The organism is Streptosporangium sp. NPDC050148, assembly GCF_055586505.1.
On the sequence record NZ_JBVJIA010000006.1, the window covers coordinates 100,666 to 126,271 of the forward strand.

Annotated in this window: 25 protein-coding genes; 14 read left to right on the top strand and 11 right to left on the bottom strand. The window is 72.5% G+C overall.

Annotated elements, in window-relative coordinates; genetic code table 11:
- Positions 1–78: 78 nt before the first annotated feature.
- From ACZ6RT_RS08310 to ACZ6RT_RS08330, 5 genes are all read right to left on the bottom strand, one after another.
- Positions 79–2,127 carry a thioredoxin domain-containing protein gene (locus tag ACZ6RT_RS08310; protein ID WP_470152650.1) on the bottom strand — a complete coding sequence of 683 codons (2,049 nt, stop codon included), beginning with the start codon at positions 2,125–2,127 and terminating at the stop codon, positions 79–81.
- A gap of 117 nt (positions 2,128–2,244) precedes the next feature.
- Positions 2,245–3,489 (bottom strand): PP2C family protein-serine/threonine phosphatase, encoded by a 1,245-nt coding sequence (locus tag ACZ6RT_RS08315; RefSeq protein ID WP_399188109.1) that lies wholly within the window; start codon positions 3,487–3,489, stop codon positions 2,245–2,247.
- Positions 3,486–4,292: an alpha/beta fold hydrolase gene (locus tag ACZ6RT_RS08320; protein WP_399188106.1), complete on the bottom strand. Its 807-nt coding sequence runs from the start codon at positions 4,290–4,292 to the stop codon at positions 3,486–3,488. Before ACZ6RT_RS08320 ends, ACZ6RT_RS08315 begins: the two co-directional genes overlap by 4 nt.
- A gap of 169 nt (positions 4,293–4,461) precedes the next feature.
- Positions 4,462–5,700: a cytochrome P450 gene (locus tag ACZ6RT_RS08325; RefSeq protein ID WP_470152651.1), complete on the bottom strand. Its 1,239-nt coding sequence runs from the start codon at positions 5,698–5,700 to the stop codon at positions 4,462–4,464.
- A gap of 133 nt (positions 5,701–5,833) precedes the next feature.
- Positions 5,834–6,295 (bottom strand): STAS domain-containing protein, encoded by a 462-nt coding sequence (locus tag ACZ6RT_RS08330; protein WP_470152652.1) that lies wholly within the window; start codon positions 6,293–6,295, stop codon positions 5,834–5,836.
- 135 nt (positions 6,296–6,430) lie between these two features.
- On the opposite strand from ACZ6RT_RS08330, the gene ACZ6RT_RS08335 reads away from it, so the two are divergent.
- Complete coding sequence (locus tag ACZ6RT_RS08335) at positions 6,431–7,591, top strand: hypothetical protein (protein WP_399188100.1); 1,161 nt, start codon at positions 6,431–6,433, stop codon at positions 7,589–7,591.
- A gap of 42 nt (positions 7,592–7,633) precedes the next feature.
- Here the strand turns inward: ACZ6RT_RS08335 and ACZ6RT_RS08340 are convergent, their stop codons facing one another.
- Genes ACZ6RT_RS08340 through mca form a run of 3 tightly spaced genes read right to left on the bottom strand, consistent with a single transcriptional unit; the run spans position 7,634 to position 9,247 of the window.
- Entirely contained in the window at positions 7,634–7,987 is a 354-nt protein-coding gene (locus tag ACZ6RT_RS08340; protein ID WP_470152653.1) for a GNAT family N-acetyltransferase, read from the bottom strand.
- 38 nt (positions 7,988–8,025) lie between these two features.
- Complete coding sequence (locus tag ACZ6RT_RS08345; protein WP_470152654.1) at positions 8,026–8,328, bottom strand: hypothetical protein; 303 nt, start codon at positions 8,326–8,328, stop codon at positions 8,026–8,028.
- Positions 8,329–8,362: 34 nt separating this feature from the next.
- Positions 8,363–9,247 (bottom strand): mycothiol conjugate amidase Mca, encoded by an 885-nt coding sequence (gene mca, locus ACZ6RT_RS08350; RefSeq protein WP_399188094.1) that lies wholly within the window; start codon positions 9,245–9,247, stop codon positions 8,363–8,365.
- Between the two features lie 232 nt (positions 9,248–9,479).
- Between mca and ACZ6RT_RS08355 the strand changes: the two genes are divergently transcribed.
- The 13 genes from ACZ6RT_RS08355 (at position 9,480) to ACZ6RT_RS08415 (ending at position 22,691) form a co-directional block, all read left to right on the top strand.
- Positions 9,480–9,908, top strand: coding sequence for a DUF4307 domain-containing protein (locus ACZ6RT_RS08355; RefSeq protein WP_399188092.1), 429 nt, complete (start codon positions 9,480–9,482; stop codon positions 9,906–9,908).
- A gap of 108 nt (positions 9,909–10,016) precedes the next feature.
- Positions 10,017–10,517, top strand: a complete 501-nt coding sequence (gene greA / locus ACZ6RT_RS08360) for a transcription elongation factor GreA (RefSeq protein WP_344902669.1) — start codon at positions 10,017–10,019, stop codon at positions 10,515–10,517.
- 369 nt (positions 10,518–10,886) lie between these two features.
- On the top strand, positions 10,887–12,194 hold the full coding sequence (locus ACZ6RT_RS08365; RefSeq protein ID WP_470152655.1) for a C40 family peptidase: 1,308 nt from the start codon (positions 10,887–10,889) through the stop codon (positions 12,192–12,194).
- A gap of 169 nt (positions 12,195–12,363) precedes the next feature.
- A complete protein-coding gene (locus ACZ6RT_RS08370) occupies positions 12,364–12,891 on the top strand; it encodes a hypothetical protein (RefSeq protein WP_399188087.1) in 528 nt (175 codons plus the stop codon).
- Between the two features lie 290 nt (positions 12,892–13,181).
- Positions 13,182–14,978 carry a phosphoenolpyruvate carboxykinase (GTP) gene (locus tag ACZ6RT_RS08375; RefSeq protein ID WP_399188086.1) on the top strand — a complete coding sequence of 599 codons (1,797 nt, stop codon included), beginning with the start codon at positions 13,182–13,184 and terminating at the stop codon, positions 14,976–14,978.
- Between the two features lie 307 nt (positions 14,979–15,285).
- A complete protein-coding gene (locus tag ACZ6RT_RS08380) occupies positions 15,286–16,275 on the top strand; it encodes a TIGR04222 domain-containing membrane protein (protein ID WP_470152656.1) in 990 nt (329 codons plus the stop codon).
- Positions 16,268–17,080 carry an MbnB/TglH/ChrH family RiPP precursor modification enzyme gene (locus ACZ6RT_RS08385; protein ID WP_399188082.1) on the top strand — a complete coding sequence of 271 codons (813 nt, stop codon included), beginning with the start codon at positions 16,268–16,270 and terminating at the stop codon, positions 17,078–17,080. The genes ACZ6RT_RS08380 and ACZ6RT_RS08385 overlap by 8 nt, the downstream gene beginning before the upstream one ends.
- A 16-nt stretch (positions 17,081–17,096) precedes the next feature.
- Positions 17,097–17,546 carry an SCO6045 C-terminal-like domain-containing protein gene (locus tag ACZ6RT_RS08390; RefSeq protein WP_470152657.1) on the top strand — a complete coding sequence of 150 codons (450 nt, stop codon included), beginning with the start codon at positions 17,097–17,099 and terminating at the stop codon, positions 17,544–17,546.
- Positions 17,547–17,685: 139 nt separating this feature from the next.
- Complete coding sequence (locus tag ACZ6RT_RS08395; RefSeq protein WP_470152658.1) at positions 17,686–18,543, top strand: TIGR04222 domain-containing membrane protein; 858 nt, start codon at positions 17,686–17,688, stop codon at positions 18,541–18,543.
- Between the two features lie 142 nt (positions 18,544–18,685).
- On the top strand, positions 18,686–19,714 hold the full coding sequence (locus ACZ6RT_RS08400; protein ID WP_470152659.1) for a DUF7064 domain-containing protein: 1,029 nt from the start codon (positions 18,686–18,688) through the stop codon (positions 19,712–19,714).
- 40 nt (positions 19,715–19,754) lie between these two features.
- A complete protein-coding gene (locus ACZ6RT_RS08405; protein ID WP_470152660.1) occupies positions 19,755–20,279 on the top strand; it encodes a hypothetical protein in 525 nt (174 codons plus the stop codon).
- 79 nt (positions 20,280–20,358) lie between these two features.
- Entirely contained in the window at positions 20,359–21,126 is a 768-nt protein-coding gene (locus tag ACZ6RT_RS08410; protein ID WP_344902639.1) for an isoprenyl transferase, read from the top strand.
- A 242-nt stretch (positions 21,127–21,368) separates the two neighbouring features.
- Positions 21,369–22,691, top strand: coding sequence for a PhoH family protein (locus tag ACZ6RT_RS08415; protein ID WP_399188072.1), 1,323 nt, complete (start codon positions 21,369–21,371; stop codon positions 22,689–22,691).
- A 107-nt stretch (positions 22,692–22,798) separates the two neighbouring features.
- Here ACZ6RT_RS08415 and ACZ6RT_RS08420 read toward each other — a convergent pair whose 3' ends face one another.
- From ACZ6RT_RS08420 to ACZ6RT_RS08430, 3 genes are all read right to left on the bottom strand, one after another.
- Positions 22,799–23,329, bottom strand: coding sequence for a hypothetical protein (locus ACZ6RT_RS08420; protein ID WP_399188070.1), 531 nt, complete (start codon positions 23,327–23,329; stop codon positions 22,799–22,801).
- Positions 23,330–23,493: 164 nt separating this feature from the next.
- The gene (locus tag ACZ6RT_RS08425) at positions 23,494–24,900 is read right to left on the bottom strand and encodes an ATP-binding protein (RefSeq protein WP_399188068.1); all 1,407 of its coding nucleotides are present in this window, start codon (positions 24,898–24,900) and stop codon (positions 23,494–23,496) included.
- Positions 24,897–25,571 carry a response regulator gene (locus ACZ6RT_RS08430; protein ID WP_399188067.1) on the bottom strand — a complete coding sequence of 225 codons (675 nt, stop codon included), beginning with the start codon at positions 25,569–25,571 and terminating at the stop codon, positions 24,897–24,899. The genes ACZ6RT_RS08425 and ACZ6RT_RS08430 overlap by 4 nt, the downstream gene beginning before the upstream one ends.
- Positions 25,572–25,606 lie beyond the last annotated feature (35 nt).

A 25,606-nucleotide genomic window follows, 5' to 3' on the forward strand; every position in this document is an offset into this window, starting at 1 on the left:
CCTCCCGGGCCGTGGCCGGCCGGGGGGCGTCACGCCCTTCTCACCCGGCCCTTTCGGGGCGCGGCGGGCGCCGGGCCATCAGGCCCCGGCCGCGAGCTCGGCCAGCAGGGCGGCCGGGGTGGTGACGGGCATCCGGCAGGTGAAGCCCCGGCACACGTAGGCCGCGGGCTCACCCCCGACCGGCCCCCGCCCCTGAAGCAGCGGGACCTCGTCCGAGTCGCCCTCGCCCAACGCCACGACCAGGCCGGGCAGCGGGGAGAGCAGCGCGGTCCGGTGCAGGGCCGCGGTCGCCGGGTCACCGGCCGGGCCCACGACGGCCACCTCGACCGGGCCGGAGACCGCCGCCTGGGCCGCGGCCAGCCCCCACCCGGCGAACCGCGCGTGCCGGTCGGCCAGGACGGTCACCGTGCCCAGGGCCGCCTCGGCCGCCTCCCGGTGCCGGGCCGAGCCGGTCAGCGCCGCGTACGACAGCAGCGCCCCGGCGGCGGCGAACTGACCCGACGGGGTGGCGTTGTCGGTGGGGTCCTGCGGGCGCTGGAAGAGGCTCTCGCCGTCCTCGGCGGTGTCGTAGAACCCGCCGGCGCCGTCGGAGAAGCGCTCCAGGATCGCGTCCAGCAGCGTCCCGGCCCGCCGGAACCATCTGACCTCGCCGGTCACCCCGTACAGGGCGAGCAGGCCCTCGGCCAGGTCGGCGTAGTCCTCCAGGACGCCCGCGTTGGCGCCCGCCCGGCCGTCCCGGGAGGTGCGCAGCAGCCGGTCGCCGTCCAGGTGGAGCTCGTCGACCAGCGTGGCGGCCCGCCGCGCCGCCTCGACGAGGTCCGGCCGGTCGAACAGGGCCCCGGCCTCGGCGAGGGCGGCGACGGCCAGGCCGTTCCAGGCGGCCACCACCTTGTCGTCGCGGCCGGGCCGCACCCGGCCGGCCCGCGCGGCCAGCAGCGCGGAGCGCACCCGGGCGAACCGCTCGGGGTCGTCGGGATCCTCCAGGAGCTGGAGCACCGAGGTGCCGTGCTCGAACGTCCCGGTCACCTCGAACAGGCCGATCGCCCAGTCGCCGTCCTCCTCGCCGAGGACCTCGCGGAGCTCCTCGGGCGACCAGACGTAGAACTTCCCCTCCTCGCCCTCGCTGTCGGCGTCCAGCGCGGAGGCGAAGCCCCCCTCGGGGGTGCGCATCTCGGCCAGCAACCAGTCGGCCGTCTCCAGCGCGATCCGCCTGCCCAGCACCGAGCCGGTGGCGCGCCACCAGTGCGCGTAGACCCGCAGGAGCAGGGCGTTGTCGTAGAGCATCTTCTCGAAGTGCGGCACCACCCAGTCGGCGTCCACGCTGTAGCGGGCGAACCCGCCGGCGAGCTGGTCGTAGATCCCGCCCCTGGCCATGGCCTCCAGCGTGTGGACGGCCATGGCCGCCGCGGCCTCCCCGGTCGCCCCGACCTCCCCGGCCTCCTTGCCGGAGTCCTCCCCGGCCGCGTCGTCCCGGGCCGCGCCGACCGCCTGCGCCGCGGCGTGGCGCAGCAGGAACTCCAGGGCCATCGACGGCGGGAACTTGGGCGCGCCGCCGAAGCCGCCCCGCTCGGCGTCGAAGGAGCCGGCCAGGCCGCGTACGGCCCGCGCGAGCGTGTCCGGGGTGGGCAGCGGCCCGGAGGGCAGCGCGGACCGTTCGTTCAGCGCCTCCACGATCTTCGAGCCCTGCTCCAGCACCGCGGCGCGGTCGCCGGTCCAGGCGTTCGTCACCCCGGTCAGCAGGCGCTGGAACTGCTGCCGCGGGAAGTAGGTCCCGGTGTAGAACGGGTGGCCCTCCGGAGTGGCGAAGACCGTCATCGGCCACCCGCCGTGGCCGTTCATGGCCTGGGTGGCGGACATGTACACGGCGTCCACGTCCGGGCGTTCCTCGCGGTCGACCTTGACGTTGACGAAGTGCTCGTTCATCAGCGCGGCCGTGCCCTCGTCCTCGAACGACTCGTGGGCCATCACATGACACCAGTGGCAGGCGCTGTATCCCACGCTGATCAGCAGCGGCACGTTGCGGCGCCGGGCCTCGGCGAAGGCCTCGTCCCCCCAGGGGAACCACTCCACCGGATTGTCGGCGTGCTGCAGCAGATAGGGACTGGTCGCGTCCTTCAAGCGGTTCATGATGACCTCTCTCCTACGCGGTGCGTACGCTCTCCTCGCGAGGTGCGCGGGTCGCGCGTCACGGTTTCTACCCGCAGGGCCCGGCTCACACCTGCCGGTTCCGCCCGCAGGGTCGGCTCACACCTGACGGTCGGGGGCGGGCACGCCCAGCGCCAGCAGGGCGGTGTCGTCGTCCAGGCCGTCGCCGAAGGTGCCGAGCAGCTCGGTCACCGCCGCCACGGCCGCGGGCGCGCCGGCGGGCGACAGGCCGGTGGCGAAGGCGAGCAGGGCCTCGTCGCCGTACCGGTCGCCGCCGGGGAGACGGGCCTCGGTCAGCCCGTCGGTGTAGAGCAGCAGGGTGTCGCCGGGCCCGAGCCGGGTCTCGACGGCGGTGAAGCGGGCCTCGGCCAGGGCGCCGATGAGCAGGCCCTCGGGGGTGTGCAGGTACCGGGCGTCCTCGCCGGCGGCGCGCAGCAGCAGCGCCGGGGGGTGGCCGCCGCTGGCCAGGGTGGCGGTGAAACCGTCGCCGTCCGGGGTGATCACGCCGAAGATGACGGTGCAGAAGCGCATCTCGTCGTCGGTGTACTCCTGGCGCAGCACGGTGTTGAGGGTGCGCAGCACCTCCAGCGGATCGGGGGCGTAGGCGGCCGCGGCGCGCAGCGTGTACCGGGTCAGGGAGGTCAGCGCGGCGGCCCCGGCCCCCTTGCCGCACACGTCGCCCAGGAAGATCCCCCACCGGCCGTCGCCGAGCGGGAACACGTCGTAGAAGTCGCCGCCCACCTGGTCGGGAGAGGCGATGTGGTAGTGCGCGGCGATCTCCATCCCGGGCACGTGCGGCAGGACCGGGGGCAGCAGGCTGCGCTGCAGGGTGGCCACCAGGCGCTTGAGCCGCTCCCGGTCGCGTTCGGCCTCTTGGCGGGCGCGGAGCAGCTCGCGTTCGTAGGCCCGGCGGTCGCGGGCGTCGAAGACGGTCGTGCGGATCAGCAGCGGCCGGCCGTCGGTGTCGGTCTTCAGCACCGAGGTGACCATGACGGGTAATCGGGCGCCGTCCGCGGTCCGCATCTCCAGGGCCACCCCGCCCAGCTCGCCCTGCATGCGCAGCAGGGGCGCGAAGTGGGTCTCGTGGTAGAGCCTGCCGCCGACGGTGAGCAGGTCGCTGAAGCGGCGCCGGCCCACCAACTGCTCGCGGGTGTGGCCGAGCCAGGTCAGCAGGGTGGTGTTGATCTTGACGATCTGGCCGTCCAGGAGGGTGGACAGGTAGCCGCACGGCGCGTGCTCGTACAGGTCCTCGGAGCTGTCCTCCAGCAGCGCGTTGAACAGCGCGACCTGGGACGGGTCGTGGGCACCGGTCTGACGGGGGACGCCCCCGCGATCCGGTGTCACCCGGTACCGGCCGCGAAGGAGGTGATCGCCTCCGCGGTGAGCCGGGGCGCGCTGAGCTGCGGGCAGTGGCCGACGGCGTCCAGGGTCACCAGCCGGCTGCCGGGGATCTGGGCGTGGACGAACGCACCCACCTCGCGCGGGGCGATGGCGTCGCTGGCGCACTCGATCACCAGGGTCGGCACGGTGACCTTGACCAGGTCGGCCCGGTTGTCGGACAGGAACGTGGTCCTGGCGAAGACGCGCGCGATCTGCGGGTCGGTACGGCAGAAGCTGTTGGTCAGCTCCTCGCCCAGCTCGGGACGGTCCGGGTTCCCCATGATCACCGGGGCCATCGCCGCGGACCAGCCCAGGTAGTTGCTGTCCAGCGACTCCAGCAGCTCCTCGATGTCGGCCTCGCTGAAACCGCCCCGGTAGCCGTCCTCGTCGTCGATGTAGCGCGGTGAGGGGGTGAGCAGGACCAGCTTGGCGAAGCACTCCGGCTCCCGCGCCGCCGCCAGCACGCCGATCATGGAGCTGACGGAGTGACCCACGAACACCGTCTCGCGCAGGCCCAGCTCCCGGCAGATGTCCAGCACGTCGTCGGCGTAGCCGTCCAGGGTGGAGTACCGCTCGGGCAGCCAGGCCGACATGTCCGACCGGCCCGCGCCCACGTGGTCGAAGAGCACGACGCGGAAGCGCTCGGCCAGGGCCGGGACCACCAGGCGCCAGAGGTTCTGGTCGCAGCCGAAGCCGTGGGCGAGCATGACCGGCGTCCCGTCCTCGGGGCCGGTGATCACGACGTTGTTCCGTCTGGTCGCGCTCATCCGTGCATCATTTCATCTTTTGTCACGACACCGGGAGCCCGCCCCGGGCTCCGCCGCCGTCCCCGGGCGGGCCGGGCCCCCGGCCCGCGACGATCTCCCCGGCGCCCCGCCGGTGCCTCTGTGCCCCACCGGTGGGTCATCGGGGCTCCGGTACGGCCCCGGGACGGCCTCAGCCGCCGGCGGGGCGCGCCGGGACGAGGACGAACCCGCTCGCCGGGCGGGCCGGGATGCGGTGCAGCGCGATGCGGAGGTCCTGGGCGGGCACCTCGTACTCCAGCCGGGCCAGGCGGACGCTCAGGGCCCGCAGGAGCGCGACGCTGATCGCGTCCCCCGGGCACCGGTGGCCGGTACGCGGGTCGCCGCCGCCCTGGGGGATCAGGTCGAACGAGCCGGGCCGGTGACCGGCGAACCGCTGCGGGTCGAACGTGTAGGGCTCCTTCCACAGGGAGGGGGCGTGGTTCTGGCCGTAGACGTCAAGCAGCACCAGCGAGCCCTCCTCGATCGGCTGCCCCTGCCAGGACAGGTCCCGGACGGCCCTGCCGCCGACGAAGGGGGCGAAGGGGTAGAAGCGGCGGATCTCCTGGGCGAACATCTCGGCGAACAGGCTCTGGTCGTCGACCTCGCGCAGGGCGGCGCGCTGCTCGGGCCAGCGGTGCAGGGCGTGGGCCGCGAACGTGACGTACCAGCACACGGCCACGGTCGGCCGGATCACGTTGAGCAGCTCCACCGCGGCCACGCGCGGGTCGAGGAGCTCCCCGTCGGGGCCGCGATGACCGGCGACCACCGCGAGCGCCGAACTCGCCGGCGCGGAGCGCACCCCGTCCCGCACGTCCCGGACCAGACCGGCCAGCCACGCCTCCAGGCGCCCGCGGGCCGCGCGGGCCCGCCAGTGCCGCGGCCCGCCGGTGGCGAAGCCGTCGACCAGGGCGACCAGGGCGCGGGCCGTGTCGTCCACGTCGTCGTCGGCGACCGGGACGCCGGTCCACCGGGTCACCCCCCGGGTCAGCACCCTGGAGACCTCGTCGAAGAGCACGACCGGCCGCCCGGCGGGCCAGGAGGCCACCGCGTCGGCCCAGGCCGCCACGGTGTGACCGACCAGGTCGCGGACGCCGTCCTCGGTCATGAGCGACATGAACATCGCCTTGCGCAGGCGGTGGTCGGCGCCGTCCAGGGTGTGCACGGCCCCGTTGCCGGTCAGCGTGCTCTTGATCGGGCCGGGCAGGGCGTCGACGCGCCTGATGTGGTCCTCGTCGTAGAAGAAGCGCGCCGCCTCGGGACCGCACAGCGCCGTCACGCGCATGCCCAGCAGGCGCGTGCGGACCACGTCGTTCCCGGTACGGCGCCGGAGGTTCGGCAGCCAGCCGTAGCCCTCGATCAGCAGCGGAAGGGTGTTGTCGAGATCAGGCATACGGTCGTGCATGCCCTGACCCGCCCGCCGAAAACAGCCGGGAGCCGCGGCCGGGGCGACGGCGGGCACGGCGGCCTGCAACACCGAACGGCTCGCCCGGCCGGAGCCGCCGTCCCGGACCGGGGACGGCGGTTCAGCCGAGGACGCCGACCTGGCCGCCGTCGGCGTCGGAGAGGCGATCCGCGGCGACCCCCGGGTCGCCGCGGTCCTGACGGTCCCCAAGGCCCCGCGGGACCCCTTCCAGGGCCTCCCCCAGGGTGTCGCGGAGCTCGAACACCGTGTTCAGGCCCGTGATCCTCAGGGTGCGGCACAGTGACGGCGGCGGGGCGGCCAGCACGAAGCGCACCTGGCGCGCCCGGCATCCCTTGGAGATCTCGATCAGCGTGCCGAGCCCCATGGAGTCGCAGAACGTCATCGGGCTCAGGTCCAGGATCAGGGAACCGTCCCGGAGGAAGTCCCAAAGGTGCTCGACCATGGTGGTGAGGGTGGGGGCGCTGTTCCAGTCCAGTTCACCGCGGACGTGGACCACGGCATGACTGCCCGGCTCGCCCAGATCGACGGTGAAGGCCAGCTCGTCGGAGGGGTGCGTGCCCATCTTCTCCAGTCCTTCTCGCGTGTCCCGCCCTCCATTGTGCAGCCGGATCGGATGAACGTCTCGCAGACCCCCGGACGGGCGCGACGGCCCCTCGGATGGTGTGCTCGGGGCACTTCGGGCGTAGGCTCACTGGGCGTGGATCTCGACTTCGTCTGTGCGCACGCCGGAAGAGCGGCCTCCGGGCTGACCCGGCGTGATGTTGCCCGTGCGCTGCTCGCCGTGCCGTCCGGTGTGGCGCTGGTGGCGCTGCCCGACCTGAGAAGGGCGATGCTCGCGGCGGGCAACCCGCTCTCGGCCCCGTTCTGGGACTCGGCCAAGGCCACGCTCAGCGCGATCGAGTCCGGCGGTGCCACCGTGGGGGACGTGCAGCGCTGGATGGAGTCCACCGGCACCGAGCCGCTCCTGCTCACCCGGAGCTTCTTCGTCTGGCCCGAGGAGGACGAGCGCGGGCCGGTCGGCGAGGAGATGTTCCGCAGGCTGGTGGCCCACCTGGAGGAGAAGGTCGCCGAGGGCGAGATAGACCCGGACGCCCTCGCCCGGGGCGACGAGGAGGCCAGGGAGGCGTACGCGGACCTGCAGGAACGCTGGCTCACCGGGCCGCTGCCGGACGGGCGGATCCCCGGCGCGGCCGTCTCCGACGAGCAGGACGAGGAGCTCTTCGCCGCCTGGGACGAGGAGGAGGCGTTCGCCCTGGGCGAGCTGCGCCGCATCCTGGCCGAGCTGCCCGCCCCCGAGCGTCCGGCCAGGGACCTCCGGGTCGCCGCCGCGCGGCTGCGCGAGATGCTGGACAGGCCCGGCTATCCCGGCAACGTGCTGCGGGCCTGCGCCGGGTACGAGGAGGAGCCGCTGCCCACCGACGACGAGGAACTGTGGATGACCGTCACGGCGGGCATCGCGGGGCCGATCTCGGACCTGCCGGAGGAGGACGACCGGGTGGAGGTCTTCTCCGACCTGGAGGGGGAACTCGGCCCGGAGGACGCGGTGCTGGCCGCGCTCTGCGCGATCCACCACGCCGACTGGCTGGCCGTGGTCGCGGCCCTGGCCAGGCGCGGTCCCGGGGTGCTGGCCTCGCCGGAACGGATCGCCCGGCTCATCGCCGAGTCCGAGGACATCGACGTCGACATGGACGAGCCCGAGGACCTGGACGCGGCCGAGACGCTCTTCAGCTCGGTCACCCCGCTCTGGGCCTGCCTGGGGATCGTCGACCGGACCGAGGTGCTCACCCCGCTGGGGCACTGGGGCCTGCCCAAGGCGCTGGAGCGGGCCTGGTCCTCGACGGACGCCCTCGGCGACTGACGGCCGCGGGAGCCGGGTCCTTCCGACCGGCGGCGGGGCGGATCAGGTCTGCGCGGTCTCCTCGTCGACGAGGTCGGCGTATCCCTCCGGGACCAGGTCCCGGTAGGCGGGGTGCCGCCGGATGTAACCGGCGATGAACGGGCAGAGCGGCACGACCGCCCGGCCCGAGGCCCGGCTCGCGTCCAGGGCCGCCGAGGCGAGCCGTCCGCCCAGGCCCCTGCCCTCGAACGCGGGCGAGATCTCGGTGTGGGTGAAGATGATCTTCCCGGCCCGGAGCCGGTACGCGGCGAATCCCGCGGCCGTGCCGTTCACCGTGATCTCGAAGCGGGAGGCCCCGGGGTCGTCGGAGACGGCCACGCCGCCGGAAGGGGCGCCGGGGCCGGTGGTCTCGGCCATGCTCGTCCTCGAAGCTGTCGGCCCGGCCGGAGCCGGGGTCAGGGAGCGGTGGTCGGGGCCGAGGGTGCCGAGGGCCCCGGGGGCACCTGAGGGGCCGTAGAAGCGGTGGGCCCCGTGGACGCCGGGGGCTCCGCCGGCCCGGTGGAACCGTCGGCCCCGGCGTCGTTCCGCCGCTGCCTGAACTCCGCCTCCGAGGGGACCTCGATCCTGGAGATCTGCTTCCTCATCGACTTGACGAGCATGTACAGGGCGAACCCCAGCCCGGCCACGACCAGGAAACCCAGCAGGCCGGGACTGACGTCACCCGTGGGGCCCGTAGGGGCGGTTTCGAATGCAATCACGGCTCAAGTCTGCCACCGCCCCTTCGCGGTCGTGTCAGTGGCAGGCGGGCGAGACCGTGTCCGCGTGGATGCCGGTGAACAGGTCGTTCTCGGGAAGCTCGACGTCCACGAGCGAGCGGGCCAGGTGGTAGTCCTCGGTCGGCCAGATCTCGCGCTGCAGGTCGCGCGGGCAGACGAACCAGAACCCGTCCGGGTCCACCTGGGTGGCGTGCGCGAGCAGCGCCTCGTCGCGGGCCTCGAAGTAGTCCCCGCAGGGGACGCGGGTGGTCACCGGCCACTTCTGCGGCCGGTCCTCCCAGCGGGCGATCCAGTCGGCGTACGGGGAGCCGATGCCCCGGGCGTTCATCGCCTCGTGCAGCGCCTCGAAGCGGTCCTTGGTGAAACCCATGTGGTAGTAGAGCTTCAGGGGCTGCCAGGGCTCACCGGTGCCGGGGTAGCGGTCGGGGTCACCGGCCGCCTCGAAGGCCTCCACCGAGACGCGGTTGGTCATGATGTGGTCGGGGTGCGGGTAGCCGCCGTCGTCGTCGTAGGTGAGGATGACGTGCGGCCGGAACTCCCGGACGGCCGCCACCAGGGGCTCCGAGGCGACCTCGATCGGCTGTACGGCGAAGCAGCCCTCGGGCAGCGCCTCGTTCTCGTCCTCGGGCAGGCCGGAGTCGACGAACCCCATGAAGCGCTGCCGCACGCCGAGGATCTCGCGGGCGCGCTCCATCTCCAGCCGCCGGACCTCGGCGATGTTCTCCAGGATGTCGGGGCGGTCCATCTTGGGGTTCAGGATCGACCCGCGCTCGCCTCCGGTGAGCGTACAGACCAGCACGTCCACGCCCTCGGCCACGTAGCGCGCCATGGTGGCGGCGCCCTTGCTCGACTCGTCGTCGGGATGCGCGTGAACGGCCATCAGCCTGAGCGGTGCACTCACGGGCTCGGTGTCTCCTCTGTGTCGGTCACGCTCTTCGATGTCACCGGCCGCCGCGCGGGCGGACGGCCTGTCCGGCCGTGCCCCCCGCGCCACTCCGGCGCCTCGTCCCGCGTGCCCTCGGCTTACGTCACTCCGAAGAAAGGTTAGTTTCTCCTGGGCGGTCGCGAGGGCGACACCCCCGCGAGGGACAATCGTCTCGGATAACACCGAGGTAGTGCAGGGAGATTCCGTGATGGCCACCAGCGAAGCCGAGAAGGGCCGTCAGGACGGTCCCGTCCTCGGCAGCCCGGGCGACTTTCCCGACCGCCCGGAGCGCCGGGGGCGCCTGGTCGTGCACGTGGTGATCGCCATCCTCTGCGCGGTCTGCGCCGGGGGGTGGGGGTACGTGATGTGGGCGTCGAAGGGGAATACGGAGGTCTTCGAGCAGGTCGTGACGTTCGACGTCAGCCGCGGCGATTCCGTGCGGATCACCTTCGAGGCGTACAAGCCGGCGGATCGCTCGGCGCGCTGCCGTCTCCGGGCCATGGACGTCGACCATGTCGAGGTGGGCAACAAGGAGGTCGGTATCCCCCCTGGTGAGGAGCATGTCCGGCTTACCGAACGGCTAGAGACCAGTGCCCAGGCCACTTCCGTCGATGTCCAGTACTGCTATCTCGTATAGTGAGACATTTGGGGAGGCGGTGGAGGGCTTAACTTGTTAGCCTTTCGAGATTCGTCCGACCGCAACCCCCTGAAGCAGCATGCCCCCTAGAGGAAGCAAGGAGAACCCGTGGCCGACTCCCACAACGAGAGCGTCACCTGGCTCACTCAGGAGGCGTACGACCGCCTGAAGGCTGAGTTTGAGCACCTCTCGGGGCCCGGGCGCGTCGACATCGCCAAGAAGATCGAGGCAGCCCGCGAAGAGGGAGATCTGAAGGAGAACGGCGGCTACCACGCGGCCAAGGACGAGCAGGGCAAGATGGAGGCGCGCATCTTCCACCTCCGTCAGATCCTGGACAACGCCAAGGTCGGCGAGGCGCCCCGTACCGAGGGCGTGGTCGGCCCCGGAATGACGGTCACCGTGCGTTTCGAGGGCGACGACGAGGAGGTGGCCTTCCTGCTGGCCTCCCGTGAGGAGAGCGGCGCCCCGATCGACGTCTACTCGCCCAAGTCGCCCCTGGGTGCGGCGATCAACGGCAAGAAGATCGGCGAGAAGGCGACCTACACCATGCCGAACGGCCGTTCCAACACGGTGGAGATCCTCGAGGCGGTGCCCTACATCGGCAACTGAGCCGCCGTGTCCCGCCGTCTCGCACCTCGCTCCTGAGCCGCGCGTCCGTCCTCCACGGATCCGCCGGGACCTCCGTCCCGGCGGATCGTCACGTATCGGGACGGCCGCCGGACTACACATCCGAAGGTCGTGCCGGTGACCGGCCGTGAGGCCGCGCCGGCGACTGGACCGAGGAGAGGAGGATCGTGAGGAACGAACGATCCCCTCGACGAGGGAAGGAGCCGGATAAGAGCGGCCTCACCGCGACGCGCAGCGTCGCCATGAACACGGCTAAACACTAATAAGGCGCTTTTCGCGAGGTTCGCGTACATTGTGGCGCGGGGTGAGGCACTCTCGTAGGGCTGGGTCATCGGGGAAGGGAACAAAGTCGTGTTCTATCGGCGGCCGCGCGTCTCCGATCTGATCCGGGAGGCCCGTCAGGACCTCGCCTACCGTCCCCGTCTCGGCCCCCGGCACCCGTACCACCCCTACCGTGACCCCCGCGCCGCCCGTCTGCGGTGGCTCGTGCCGGTCGTCGCGGTCATGACCGTCAGCGTGCCGGCCGCCGGCCTGGTGATCCTCACGCAGATGCCGGAGACCGAACGCGGGACCGTCGTGATGCGCAGGTCCGTGGCCACCGCGCCCGCCGCCGCGGCCGAGCCCGCCCGGGGCGGGACGGCCGCGACCGCACCCGCCGCACCGTCGTCCGCACCGTCGTCCGCGCCGTCCCCGGTGGCGCCGCTGACCGCGATGCGGCAGCCGCACCTGTTTGTCGTGGCGCCCCGGTCGCTCGGCGACGACGTGGTCGCCAGGATCACCCGGCTGGCCGGGGTGCGGGCCGTGGAGCGCGCCGACGCCGCGGAGGTGGTCCTGGACGGCAAGCGGGTGCAGACGCTGGGGGTCGACCCCTCGACGTTCCGCGCGTACACCCCCAGGCCGACCGCGCGCTCGGACCGGCTCTGGAGGAACGTCTCGGCCGGCGAGGTCGCCGTCTCCTTCGTCCTGGGCAGCGACGGGGGCATGCCGCTGGGCAAGACCTTCACCACCGCCGGGCGGAACCTGCGTGTCGGCGCCTACGCCACGATGGGCATGGGCGCCATCGACGCGGTGGTCTCCCGCCAGACCGCCCGAGCCCTGGGCATCCCGGAGAACAACGCGCTGGTGGTGAGCGCCCCCCGCGCCGACTCCGCGAAGCTGCGCCGCGCCCTGCTGCGGGTCCTGCCCAGGGGCGGGCAGGTCGCCGTGATCAACCCGGTGCTGACGGCGCCGCGCCGTACGACCTGGTCGGCGGGGTCGTTCATGACCACCGCCCAGCTGCACACCGCGCTCACCGCCGCCGCGGGCAAGGTCGGCCGCCCGTACGTGTGGGGCGCCGAGGGTCCCGACAGCTTCGACTGCTCGGGCCTGGTCCAGTGGGCGTACGCGCAGGCGGGCATCAAGGTGCCCCGGGTGACGCACCAGCAGTTCGTCTCGGGCCCGCAGATCCCGCTGTCCCAGGCCCAGCCCGGCGACCTGCTGTTCTGGCGGCACGACCCCACCAATCCCGGGTACGTCTCGCACGTGGCGATCTACTGGGGCGGCGGCAAGATGCTGCACGCCCCCAGGACCGGGGACGTGGTCAAGCTCGTCCCCGTCAGCACCCGTAACTTCGCCGGGGTCGTACGGATCAGCCCGCAGGTCGCCGCCCGCGTGCGCTGACCCGGCGGTGCCGCCCCGGCGGCACCGGTCTGTTCCCGGCGTCCGCCGGTGCGCCCGTACGCGGCGTCCCCCCCGTCCGGGCCCGTCCCCGGATCCGAGCGTGTCGCGCTCTCCGTCGTGCGCGGCGCGAGGCTGGTCTCGTCGGACGTAGCGTTGTAATCTCCATTACATGGAAAACAGTAAAGCGGTCGAGCAGCTGCGCGGCTGGTTCTCGGGAAGACTGCCCGCCGACTGGTTCGACGGCGAGGTGCAGATCGTCCTGGACCGCGAGGAGATCACGGTGATCGGCCGGCTCCGGCCTCCCGCGCTCGGCGACGACGTCTCCGAGGTCGAGCGCGCCGCCGCGTTGGAGGGCGGCGTCCTGCGTTTCCGCGAGGAGACCAGGGAGCGGCGGATGGAGATCGCGGTGGAGGCCGAGCGCCGCTTCCGCAGGAAGGTCTCCTGGGGGGTGGTCGCGGGCGAGGAGACAGTGATGTTCACCACACTCTCCGTGCCCGTCATGACCCGCCTGCGGCAGTCCGAGCGCCGGGTCCTCGACACCCTCGTCGCGGCCGGGGTGGCCCGCAGCCGCAGCGACGCGCTCGCCTGGTGCGTGCGTCTGGTGGGCGACCACACCGACACCTGGCTGGCCGATCTGAGGGACGCCCTCCAGCACGTCGACCGCGTCCGGGCGGCCGGGCCCGGCGTGAATTCCTGATCCTGGTCAGCGGAAATGGCCGAGAAATTGGTCTGAACCTTCCGGCCCATTGGTTTAGACCTTTCTCATTGGCCTATACCACTGCCGGGAGGGCTTTTTTTAGTCGCACTTCTTCTGGGTAGGGCCTTCGAAACCACGCGACTCCTTCCAGGTCACGCGCTGTCGGTGATGATCGGGAAGGGACGCCGGGACGTCTTACCGCTGAATTCAATGGTCTATGCCAATTGGATCGGAAGCGGTCGTGTCGTCAATGATGATTTGGCCGCGAGAAGTGCAAAGGAGCCCACGTAGTGTCCGTTACCGTAGATGTGACCGCCGCCCCGACCGGCCATGCCGAGCTGGCCGAGTGGGTCAGGGAGATCGCCGAACTGACACAGCCGGACCGGATCGAATGGTGCGACGGCTCCGAGGCCGAATGGACCCGCCTGACCAACCTGCTCGTGGAGCAGGGCACCTTCAAACGCCTGGTCAAGCGGCAGAACAGTTTCTACGCCGCCTCCGACCCCGGCGACGTCGCCCGGGTCGAGGACCGTACCTACATCTGCTCCGAGCGCGAGGAGGACGCCGGGCCGACCAACAACTGGATCGCCCCGGCCGAGATGCGCCGTACCTTCGGAGAGATCTTCAAGGGCAGCATGCGCGGCCGGACCATGTACGTGGTGCCGTTCTGCATGGGCCCCCTGGGCGGGGAGATCTCCCAGCTCGGTGTGGAGATCACCGACTCGCCGTACGTCGTCGTCTCGATGCGGGTGATGACCCGGATGGGCGAGGACGCCCTGCGCCTGATCGAGGAGCGCGGCTCCTACGTCAAGGCCGTCCACTCGGTCGGCGCCCCGCTGGAGCCCGGGCAGCCGGACGTGCCCTGGCCGTGCAACACCACCAAGTACATCAGCCACTTCCCCGAGACCCGGGAGATCTGGTCCTACGGCTCGGGCTACGGGGGCAACGCCCTGCTCGGCAAGAAGTGCTACGCGCTGCGGATCGCCAGCACCATGGCCCGTGACGAGGGCTGGCTGGCCGAGCACATGCTCATCCTCAAGCTCACCCCGCCGTCGGGGGAGACGCGCTACATCGCCGCCGCGTTCCCCAGCGCCTGCGGCAAGACCAACCTGGCCATGCTCCAGCCCACCCTGCCGGGGTGGAAGGTCGAGACCATCGGCGACGACATCGCCTGGATGCGCTTCGACGCCGAGGGACGGCTGCGCGCCATCAACCCCGAGGCGGGTTTCTTCGGCGTCGCCCCCGGCACCGGCGAGTCCACCAACGCCAACGCGGTCAGGACGCTCTGGGGCAACAGCATCTTCACCAACGTCGCCCTCACCGACGACGGCGACGTGTGGTGGGAGGGCCTCACCGACGAGCCCCCGGCGCACCTGACCGACTGGCGGGGCCGCGACTGGACGCCGGACTCCGACGAGCCCGCCGCGCACCCCAACGCCCGCTTCACGGTCCCGGCGGCGCAGTGCCCGACGATCGCGCCCGAGTGGCAGGACCCGGCGGGCGTGCCGATCTCCGCGATCCTGTTCGGCGGGCGCCGGGCCAGCGCGGTCCCGCTGGTGACGGAGGCGCTGAGCTGGCAGCACGGCGTCTTCATCGGCGCCGGGATCGCCTCGGAGAAGACCGCCGCCGCCGAGGGGAAGGTGGGCGAGCTGCGCCGCGACCCGTTCGCGATGCTGCCCTTCTGCGGCTACAACATGGGCGACTACTTCGCGCACTGGCTCAGGATGGGCCGCCGCGAGGGCGCCGAACTGCCGCGCGTCTACTACGTGAACTGGTTCCGCAAGGACGAGCGGGGCAGGTTCGTCTGGCCCGGCTTCGGCGAGAACACCCGCGTGCTCAAGTGGATCGTCGACCGCCTCAACGGCCGGGCGGAGGCGGTGAGCACCCCCATCGGGCTGCTCCCCGCCGAGCTCGACACCGAGGGCCTGGACGTCTCCGCCGAAGACATGCGGATGCTGCTCAGCGTCGACGAGGAGGTCTGGAGGCAGGAGGCGTCGCTCATCCCCGCCTTCTTCGAGACCTTCGGGGACCGCATGCCCAAGGAACTCTGGGAGGAGTACGAGGCCCTGGTCGCCCGCCTGGGCTGACCCGCCCCCGCCTCCCGCGTCCCCCGCCTCCCCGCCCCGGCCGGGAGGACACCCGCGCCCGCGTCCGGCCCGCGTCCTCCGCGCGCCGGGCGCGGGCGCGTGACGTACCGGCGCCCGACGGGCGGACCGAGCGAGAACGCGCAGGTGAGAACGGGTGGACGGGGCGGCCGGATGTCGCTCGCCTTCCGGTGAGCGACGTCTCACCGGGCCGCCGTCGAGCGGCGACGAAACTTCTGCCAGGCTGTGCGCGTCTACCTGTGTACCGGGACGTCACCCCAACGCCCCACCTTCCCCCGAGGAGGCGGACATGTGGTCCCTGTTGTTCGTCGTCGCCGTCGCCATCGGCCTGGTCGTCGTCCTGACGGCCTCGGCACTCAGCCGTGAGCAGCGGCGGGTCCGCTCGGTCATGGCGGGTCACGGCGCCGGACCGCCCACCCCCTACGAACTCGCCTACCTCTCCGGCGGACCGCGACGCGTGATCAACACCGCGATCGGCCTGCTGGCCAAGGCCGGGGTGATCCGGGTCTCGCGCGGCGGCCTGGTGAGCCTGGTCGCCGGAGCCCCGCCCTCCCCGGACCCCGTCGAGTACGCCCTCATGGAGGCGCTCCACCAGCGCGGCGGCTCCGTTCCGCTGAGCGACCTGCGCCGCGCGGTCTCCGACGGGAAGGCGCTGGAGGGCCTGCGCTACCGGCTGCTCGGCCTGGGCCTGCTCGTACCGGAGAGCGCGCTCGACCACGCGCGGAGCCTGCTGAACCGGCTCCTGATCGCCACCGTCGCCGCGGCCGTCTTCACCGCGGGCTGCCTGCTCGCCGGGCCCCGCGGGGTCGGCGTCCTCGTGCTGCTGGTCGGCGTCCTGTCGACCGTGGTCGGCCTGTCCACCTACTCGCGGCAGAAGCGGGCCCTGCGCGACGCGCTGAGCCGCAGCGGCCACGACGTGCTGGCGGCGGCCCGCAGGACGCACGTGCGGGGCGTCCGGTCCGCCACGCCCGACCTGGCCTTCGCCGTCGGTTTCCCGGTGGCCCTGTACGGGTTGAGCGAGCTGAACGAGCCGGGCCTGCAGGACGAGCTCCAGCGCCAGGACCCGGGCGGCTCGTCGGGCGGTTGCGCCTCGGGCGCCTGCGGCGGCGGTTCCTCCGGCTCGGGGGACGTCACCTACGGCGGCGGGGGCGGCGACATCGGCTCCGGTGGCTGGGGTGACTCCGGCGGCTCGTCCGGTGACTCGGGAGGCTCGTCCGGCGGCTCCAGCTGCGGTGGAGGAGGCGGCTGCGGCGGTGGCGGCGGGTGCGGTGGTGGCTGAGCACGCGACGCTGGGGGTGGGCATCGGGTGGCGGCCCGAGATCGACCTGACCGTGGAGCGCCTGCCGGGGATCGACTTCGTCGAGGTGATCGCCGAGAACGTCCACCCGGGCCGGCTCCCGGAGTCGCTGCGGGTGCTGCGGGCCCGCGGGGTGCCGGTGATCCCGCACGGCGTCGGCCTGGGCATCGGCGGCGCCGAACCCCCCGACCCGCGCCGGTTGGCCCACCTGGCGGACTGCGCGCGAGCCCTGGAGGCGCCGCTGGTCAGCGAGCACCTGGCCTTCGTCCGGGCGGGCGGCATGGAGGCCGGGCACCTGCTCCCGGTCCCGCGCACCCGGCAGGCGCTGTCGGTCATCGCCGAGAACGTCCGGCGGGCGCAGGAGGCCCTTCCGGTCCCGCTGGCCTTGGAGAACGTCGCGGCGCTGTTCGGCTGGCCCGAGGACGAGATGACCGAGGCCGCCTTCCTCGGCGAGCTGGTGGAGATGACCGGGGTCGGGCTCCTGGTCGACGTGGCGAACCTCTACACCAACCAGGTCAACCTCGGCCTGTCGGCCACCGCGGCGCTGGACGGCCTGCCGCTCGCCGAACTGGCCTACGTGCACGTCGCCGGGGGGCATTCCCGCGACGGGCTCTGGCACGACACCCACACCGCTCACGTCCCCGACGACGTGCTGGAGATCCTCTCCGAGCTGTGCGCGCGGGTCGATCCGCCCGGTGTGCTGCTCGAATGGGACGACGACTACCCCAGTGACGGCGCGCTGGAGGAGGAGATGGCCCGGATCCGCGCCGCGATGACCCGTGCCTGAGGACGCGCCCGCGCCCGTGTCCGCACGGAAGGACGGGTCCGGCTCCGGGAGCGACGCCCGGGAGGCGCTGGCCGGGGCGCAGGCGGCCCTGGTGGCGGCGCTGGTGGCCGGCCGGGAGGCGCCCGCGGGGTTCGACCGGGATCGGCTGCGCGTCCAGGAGACCAGCCTGATCGCCAAGCGGCGCAGGACGGTCGCCAGGCTCCGTCCCGACCTGGTCGCCTCGCTCGGCGACGACTTCGCCGCGGAGTTCCGCGCCTACGCGCGGGGCCGTCCCAAGCCGCCGGGCGGCTCGCACGCCGACGCCCACGACTTCGCCGGCCACCTGCGGGCCGTGGGACGGCTGCCCGACCCCGACGACCGGGAGCCGGGCGTCCGGGAACCGGCCGCCCGGGAGCCCGGCCTCCGGAGGTCCGTGACCGCGTCCCGGCTGCGGTCGATCTTCACCCGCCGCCGGACCGGGGGCTGACGTTCGGGCTCGCGGGTTCCGGCCCGCCGGTTCCCAGGATCGCCGGAACCGGAACCGGAACCGTGAAACTCCACCTCTTCGCCGTTCGTCGTGATGGGTACGGAGAACCTCACGCAGCGGCACCGTCCCGGAGGTCGTCATGTCCGCTCTTCAGATCACCCTCGTCGTGGGCGTCTCGCTGCTGGCGGTGGCCGGGCTGATCGCGATGCGCCTGGCCGCGCACTCCTCCCGCGTCTACGAGGGCCCTGAGCTGACCCCGTACGACCTGGCGCTGCTGGCGGGCGGGCCCGCGCGGCTGGCCGACACCGCGCTGGTCTCGCTCACCACCGCGGGGAGTGTCCGGGCGCGGCGCGACGGGCGGCTGTCCCGGGTGTCCGGCCGGGCGGAGCGGGTGGACCACCCGGTGGAGGCCGAGATCCTCGCGATGGTCGACCGGGAGGCCGACGGCCTGCCGGTCTGGACGATCAGGGGGAGGGTGATCTCGGGACCGGCCGTCGAGGCGCAGGTCGCGCGGCTGCGCGAGCTGGGGCTGATCGACCCCCCGGGCTCGGGCCGGGCCGACCCCACCCACCCCAACCGCGCGGGCCAGGCCGCGCTGGCCCATCACCGCCTGCGGTACCGCGAGAACAGGACGCTGCCGCCCCGGCCCGGCGAGCGGGCCGTCCGGGACCGGCCGGAGGTCGTCGACGTCGCCCTGTACGGCCTGAGCCGGATGAGGGACGGAAGGCTGTCGGAGACCCTGTCCCTGGACGACCCCCGCCCCGCGCCCCGGCCCGCGCCCCGCTCCCGCCACAGCCGCCGCGGGGGTCACGGCGGGGGCGACGCGGGGGTGTACGGCGGGACGGCCGCGGGGACCCACGGCACGGGGGACGGCGGCTGGGGCCCGTCCGGCGGTGACGGAGGCGGCGGGGGCAGTGGGGGTGGTGGGGGTGGTGGGGGCGGCGGAGACGGCGGTGGTGGCGGAGGCGGGGGCGGCGGGGGTTGCGGAGGCCCCTGAGGGGACCGTCCGGCCGGTGCCCGATCGACCGGCCCCGCCCGGCTCGGCCAGGTCCTGCCCGGTTCGGCCCTGCCCTGCCCGGCGGGGGCGCGGTCGGTTAGGTTGGGCCGGTACCTGATCGGGCGCCTGCATCGGAGTGGCCGTGGTGAAGATCGTCGACCATGGGACGTGGCCGCTGCGGCCCGAGGACGAGGACCCGCACCCGGCCGGTGTCGAACCGCTGTGGAGCGAGTCCCTCTACCTCGACTTCGCGGCCGCCGACGGCTCGCTCGCCGGTTACGTCCGGCTGGGCCTGTACCCCAACTGGAACCGCGCCTGGTACTGGGCGTGCCTGGTCGGCCCCGGACGGCCCACGGTGCTGCTGGCCGACCACCACGTCCCGCTTCCCGGCCCGGATCTGGCGGTGCGGGGCGCGGGGTTCTCCGCCACCCACGACGTGACGCTCCCCATGCGCTCCTTCCGGCTCACCCTGGACGCCGGCGCGGCGCTCGTGCCGGACGACCCCGCCGCGGCGTACGCCCATCCGGACGGCACCGCTCCGGACGGTGTTCCCGGGAGCGCCGTCCGGCACGGGACCGCTGCGGAGGACACCGCCCGCGACGACGCCGTCACGACCTCGCTCGCCTTCGACCTGGAGTGGACGACCGTCGGCGGGGTCTATCCCTACGGGTTCCTCCCGCGCTACGAGATCCCCTGCGAGGTCGCGGGGACGGTCCGGGCCGGTGGCGAGGAGATCGCCTTCTCCGGGTACGGCGAGCGCGACCACAGCTGGGGGGAGCGCGACTGGTGGCGGACGTCGTGGCTGTGGAGCTCCGGGCGGATGGACGACGGGACGTTCTTCCACGGCATGCGGGCCAACGTCGGCTTCGAGATGCCCTGGCCGTGCTTCACGGTCCCTCCGGGCGGGGAGATCGAGCACCGCGAGGGGTTCACCGCGGCGAGCGAGTTCGGTCCGGACGACCTCCCCTCCCTGGCGCGGCTGGAGGTGCCCGGGATGCCGATGACGGCGGTGCCGCTCGCCTTCGCCCCGGTCGCCATGACGTCGCCGGACGGGGAGGTCGCCCGCTTCCCGCGTGCCCTGTGCCGGTTCGAGGCCGAGGACGGGCGCGTGGGGTACGGCTGGACCGAGTGGCACCAGCCGCCCGGCTGGCGGGGACATGGATGGCGTTGATCACGTTTTGAGGGTCTGAGCCGGGGATACCCTCTCTGAGGTGGGGGGACTGCGTTGTCTTGATGGTTCTTATCTGACCGTTACGCCGGTGGTGTGCCGGGACGGTCTCGGCACGCCGTACGAGATCACGCTGGAGCTTCACCGGGACGGCGCGCTCTACGGGACGGTGGGCGAGCGGTGCGGCGGTCTTCTCGCGGGCCTGGCCCGCGGGGTCGCCGAGGCGCGCGCCGGCCACCAGGCGTGGTGGCCCGACCCCGACGACCGCTTTCCCGGCGAGGCGGAGCTGTTCGCCCTCCGCTACCGGGCCAGGAACGGTGTCGTCGGCGGGGGTGAACTGCGCTGCCGGTTGCGTACCGTCCCGCTGTGGGTGCCCGGACGGCGCGGGCCGGCCGGGGAGTGGCGGCTCACCAGGCGGGCGGTCGTGGAGGCCGGGGGCGACGGCGGGACGGGCCTGCGCGCCGTGCTGACCTCGGCCGAGCTGGGGGCGTTCGTCGAGGGGATCGTCGCCGAGGCGGAGGACGGCCTGGGGCCGTACAGACCGGGCAAGCCCGCCAGAACCCTGTAGAGGGGGCGGAGGGGTCCGCGGGACGGCGATAATTGCCTGTCAGCGCTCATTCATGGCGGGTGCTGAGGGAGGGGCTCCAATGGGAGTGCGCGATCTCGTCTATCGGTTGTACGAGCGCCGGCTTGAGGCGAAGCTGTCCCGCCAGAGGGAGATGGCTCCCCGGCACGTGGGCGTGATCGTCGACGGCAACCGGCGCTGGGCTCGCTCGATGGGCATCGACGACGTGAGCCGCGGGCACCGCAAGGGCGCGGACAAGATCTCGGAGCTGCTCGGCTGGTGCCGCGAGGCCGGGGTCGAGGTCGTCACCGTCTGGCTGCTGTCGAGCGACAACATCAACCGCTCCAAGGACGAGCTGGACCTCCTGATGAAGATCATCGAGGACGTGGTCCAGGAGCTGGTGGCCGACGGATGGCACATCAAGCCCATGGGAGCGCTCGATCTTCTTCCCGATCGCACGGCCCGTGTCCTGAAGGACGCAAAAGAGGCGACATCACATCGTCCCGGTTTGATTGTGAACGTTGCCGTTGGGTATGGAGGAAGGCGTGAGATCGCTGATGCGGTGCGCTCCCTTCTCCAGGAGCACGCCAGCAAGGGCGCGAGCATCGAGGAACTCGTGGAGGTCCTCGACGTCGAGCACATCGCGGAGCATCTCTACACGCGCGGCCAGCCCGACCCGGATCTCGTCATCCGGACCTCGGGGGAGCAGCGGCTCTCCGGCTTCCTGCTCTGGCAGAGCGCCCACTCCGAGTTCTACTTCTGCGAGGCCTACTGGCCCGACTTCCGCAGGGTGGACTTCCTCCGGGCCCTCCGCTCCTACGCCGCGCGGCACCGCAGGTACGGTTCCTGAAACACCGCATGAACGGCCGCTTTCGGCTGGTCTAAACCAGTTGGAAATCGGTCAATCAGGACGTACCGTAAGAAGTAGGAGAGCACAGCTCGCCTACGCCGGAGAGGGCCCGCCTTTGCGTCACGAATCGCTGAGGAGGGCCGGCCGACGGTCCCCGCTCGGTGTTCTCGTGGGCGGGTCCAGGGCCGGTCCGCATCCCAGCTCATGGCAGGGCGCCGTCATTGGTGCCCGGGGGAGAACGCGTGGCAAACCCTTCGTCCTCACCCACGTCGCCGGCAGTCAAGCGGCGCACGTACGTCCTGGACACCTCGGTGCTCCTGGCGGATCCAACGGCGATGAGCCGTTTCGCCGAGCATGAGGTCGTCCTCCCGATCATCGTCATCACCGAGTTGGAGGGCAAACGCCACCATCCAGAGCTCGGATACTTCGCGCGCAAGGCGCTGAGGTACCTCGACGACCTTCGGGTGACCTACGGACGTCTGGACGAGCCCATGCCGATCGGCGAGGGCACCATCCGGGTCGAGCTCAACCACAGTGACCCGTCGATCCTGCCGGTCGGTTTCCGGCTCGGCGACAACGACACCCGCATCCTGACCGTGGCGAGGACCCTCGCCGCCGAGGGCAAGGACGTGGTGCTGGTCTCCAAGGACCTGCCGATGCGGATCAAGGCCGCCTCGATCGGCCTGTCCGCCGAGGAGTACCGCGCCGAGCTGGTGGTCGAGTCCGGCTGGACCGGCATGGCGGAGCTCCAGGTGACCACGGAGGACGTGGAGACCCTGTTCGAGCACGGCACCGCCGACCTGGACGAGGCCCGCGACCTGCCGACGCACACGGGTCTGCGGCTGCTGTCCAGCAAGGGGTCGGCGCTGGGCCGGGTGCTGCCCGACAAGTCGGTGCGGCTGGTGCGCGGCGACCGCGAGATCTTCGGCCTGCACGGCCGTTCCGCCGAGCAGCGGATCGCCCTGGACCTGCTGATGGACCCCGAGGTCGGCATCGTCTCCCTGGGCGGCCGGGCGGGCACCGGCAAGTCCGCGCTGGCGCTGTGCGCCGGCCTGGAGGCGGTCCTGGAGCGCCGCCAGCACCGCAAGGTCATCGTCTTCCGTCCCCTGTACGCCGTGGGCGGCCAGGAGCTGGGCTACCTGCCCGGTTCGGAGAACGAGAAGATGGGGCCGTGGGCGCAGGCCGTCTACGACACCCTGGGCGCGGTCACCACGCCCGAGGTGATCGAGGAGGTCATGGACCGGGGCATGCTGGAGGTGCTCCCGCTCACCCACATCCGCGGGCGCTCCCTGCACGACGCCTTCGTCATCGTGGACGAGGCGCAGTCGCTGGAGCGCGGGGTGCTGCTCACCGTGCTGAGCCGGATCGGCGCCAACTCCCGGGTCGTGCTCACCCACGACATCGCCCAGCGCGACAACCTGCGGGTGGGCCGGCACGACGGCGTGGTCGCGGTGGTGGAGAAGCTCAAGGGCCACCCGCTGTTCGCGCACGTCACGCTGACCCGCTCGGAGCGCTCGCCGATCGCGGCGCTGGTGACCGAGATGCTGGAGGACATCACGATGTGACGCCCCTCCCGGTGCCGGGGCCCGCCTGCCCCGGCGCCGGGAGACGTCCGTCTCCTCACACCGGCTTCGCCGCTTCGCCGTGGGCCGCGCGCGACCGTACGGGGCCGTCAGGGCGGCAGCCGGACGCCCGGGGCGGCCAGTCCCCGGTACTCGAAGCAGGTGCGGTCGCCCATCGACTTCGGGGTCCCCGGGAAGAGCCGGGTGACCTCGACGCTCCAGATGCTCTCCTGCTTGTTCTGCCGGATGGTGCAGGTGATCTGGGCGAGACCCGCCTCGGAGATCTCCCCCTCACCGGTGATGATCACGTTCAGCCGGTAGCCCCGGTTGTCGTCCGGCTCGTTGCGCTTGTCCCCGGTGCCGACGTTGTCGCCGTAGCGGGTCGTCTTGGTGTCGTAGTGGCTGAAGTCGTTGAGCGCGCTGGTCAGCCCGGTCTCCGGGGGCTGCCTGCCGGCCCGGAACAGGGTGTCGACGATGTTCTTGGCCGAGTCGGAGACCACCGGGATCTTGGAGGGCACCAGCCTGCCGCCCTTGAGCAGGTAGACGGTCACCCAGGTGGGGCTGTAGCTGATCACCGGCGGGCGGCCGTGGTCCTGGACGTCGGTGGGGGAGATGCCGCACCCGGCGGCCACCAGCAGCACGACGAGCAGGCGGGCCAGGCCCGCGGCCGGGGAACGACGCGGACGGGGGCCTCCGGTACGGGAGGTCCCGGTGCGGGAGGCTCCGGTGCGAGAGGCTGCCGTACGGGGGGCTGCGGTACCGGGGACTGCGGCGGAGGCGGGAACGGATCGCGAGGGGACGGCGCTCATGCGGGGGGCAGCCAGACCGTGAAGAGCGTTCCGGGGTGCTGGGCGCGTACCGAGATCGTGCCGCCGTGCAGCTGGGCGTTGGCGCGGGCGATGGAGAGTCCCAGGCCGCTGCCGTCCCCGCGGGCCCCCGCCTTGTAGAAACGGTTGAACACGAACGGCAGGTCCTTCGCCGGAATGCCCTTGCCGTGGTCGCGCACCTTCACCTCCAGGCCGTTCGGGGTGCTGCGGGCGGTCACCAGCACGGGGGGCTCCCCGTGGCGCAGCGCGTTGCCGACCAGGTTGGCCATGATGACGTCGAAGCGCCGGGGGTCGAGGGGGAACGACAGCCCCTGCGGCACGTTCACCCGCACCTGGTCCGTCCAGCCCCGCATGGCCAGGCAGTCGCAGACCGCGTCGACGATGTTCACGGTGTCGACGTTCAGCGTCGCCGTGCCCGAGTCGAACCGGCTGGCCTCGATGAGCTGTTCCACCAGGGTCCGCAGCCGGGCGATCTCCTGCAGCACCAGCCGGACCGCCGCGGCGGGCTCGCGCGGCAGCCGCTCGGCCTCCTCCGAGAGCATGTCGGTGACCGCGGTCATCGCGGTCAGCGGGGTCCTCAGCTCGTGGGAGACGTCGGCGACGAAACGGCGGGACATCGCCTCCAGCGAGCGCAGTTCGAGCACGCTGCGCTCCAGGGCGGCGGCGGTGTCGTTGAACGTGGCGGTGAGCTCGGCGAGCTCGTCCTGGCCGTGCACCGGCAGGCGGGTGTCGAGATGGCCTGCGCCGAGCGCGCGCGCCGCCGAGCCCAGCCGCCTGACCGGCAGCAGGACCCGCCGGGCCGAGGCCAGTCCCAGGGCCAGCGCGATGATCAGCATGGCGCCCCCGGCGAGGGCCAGCGGCTGGCGCAGGTCGCTCAGGAGCCGCTGCTCCTCGATGAGGGGGGCGAACACGAAGACGGTCATCCCGGTGGGCTGGGCGGTGTGGATGGGCTCGATCCGCCAGACCGGCGTGCCGATGAGCAGCCACATGTCGCCGTCGATGAGCTGCCGCTTGGCGACCAGCCGCTGGGTGGCCCGCACCCCCAGATCGGCGGGGACGTCGCTGATCCCGAAGTCGCCGTCGGGGTAGAGGTAGTCCTCGTAGCGGACCACCACCCGGCCGCCCTGCGGTCGCAGGCTTTTCTGCAGGGCGCTGATCTCGTCGTCGGTGGGCGGGCTGTCCCCGGGCCAGAGCGCGCCGATCGGCACCCTGATCCCCTCCAGGGTGTCGCGTACGTCGCTCACGGCCACCTGCTCGGCACGGTCGATCATGCGGCTCTTGACGAACTCGTAGCCGATCCCCGCGACCAGCGCGGAGGCCGCGACGGCGATGACGGTGAAGGTGAAGACCAGGCGGACGCGCAGGCCGGTGTGCGTGCGTCTCACGGCGGGCTGAACCGGTAGCCGAATCCCCGTACCGTGTGGATGAACTCGGGCTCGGCGGGGACCGCCTCGATCTTGGCGCGGACCCGCTGGACACAGGCGTCGACCAGCCGCGAGTCGGCGACGTGGGTGTGGTCCCAGACGGCGCGCAGCAGGTACCTGCGGTTGAGCACCTGGCCGGGATGGCGGACCAGTTCGAGCAGGAGCCGCAGCTCGGTCGGGGTGAGGTGGACCTCCCTGCCGCCCAGCACGACCTTGAGCGCGCCCCGGTCGATGACCAGGTCGCCGAAGGTGATGCGGTCGGAGGCCACCGACTCCATCCGGCGCAGGACGGCGCGGATGCGGGCGTCCAGCACGCGGGGCTCGACCGGCTTGACCACGTAGTCGTCGGCGCCCGCCTCCAGGCCCACGACCACGTCGAGGTCGTCGCCCCTGGCGGTGAGGAGGATCACCGGCAGCTGGTCGAGCCTGCGGATGCGGCGGCACACCTCGACGCCGTCGATGCCGGGCAGCATGACGTCCAGGATGGCGATCTCGGGCCGGCGGACCTTGACATGCTCCAGTGCCTCCTCGCCGCTGGCGTAGGAGGTGACGGTGTGACCCTGACGGGTGAGCGCGAGCTCCAGCCCGATCCGGACCGCGGGGTCGTCTTCGACGAGGAGGATGCCTGCCACCGGGTGGACCTTCTCCCAAGGCTTGATGGAACTGC

Bases quoted from the DNA above. Each gene is read 5' to 3' on its own strand.
- ACZ6RT_RS08340 (WP_470152653.1), bottom strand. From the start codon at position 7,987: ATGGCCGAGACCACCGGCCCCGGCGCCCCTTCCGGCGGCGTGGCCGTC.
- ACZ6RT_RS08320 (WP_399188106.1), bottom strand. From the start codon at position 4,292: ATGAGCGCGACCAGACGGAACAACGTCGTGATCACCGGCCCCGAGGAC.
- ACZ6RT_RS08370 (WP_399188087.1), top strand. From the start codon at position 12,364: ATGGAAAACAGTAAAGCGGTCGAGCAGCTGCGCGGCTGGTTCTCGGGA.
- ACZ6RT_RS08330 (WP_470152652.1), bottom strand. From the start codon at position 6,295: ATGGGCACGCACCCCTCCGACGAGCTGGCCTTCACCGTCGATCTGGGC.
- ACZ6RT_RS08310 (WP_470152650.1), bottom strand. From the start codon at position 2,127: ATGAACCGCTTGAAGGACGCGACCAGTCCCTATCTGCTGCAGCACGCC.
- ACZ6RT_RS08355 (WP_399188092.1), top strand. From the start codon at position 9,480: ATGGCCACCAGCGAAGCCGAGAAGGGCCGTCAGGACGGTCCCGTCCTC.
- ACZ6RT_RS08410 (WP_344902639.1), top strand. From the start codon at position 20,359: ATGGGAGTGCGCGATCTCGTCTATCGGTTGTACGAGCGCCGGCTTGAG.
- ACZ6RT_RS08325 (WP_470152651.1), bottom strand. From the start codon at position 5,700: ATGCCTGATCTCGACAACACCCTTCCGCTGCTGATCGAGGGCTACGGC.
- ACZ6RT_RS08395 (WP_470152658.1), top strand. From the start codon at position 17,686: ATGTCCGCTCTTCAGATCACCCTCGTCGTGGGCGTCTCGCTGCTGGCG.
- ACZ6RT_RS08380 (WP_470152656.1), top strand. From the start codon at position 15,286: ATGTGGTCCCTGTTGTTCGTCGTCGCCGTCGCCATCGGCCTGGTCGTC.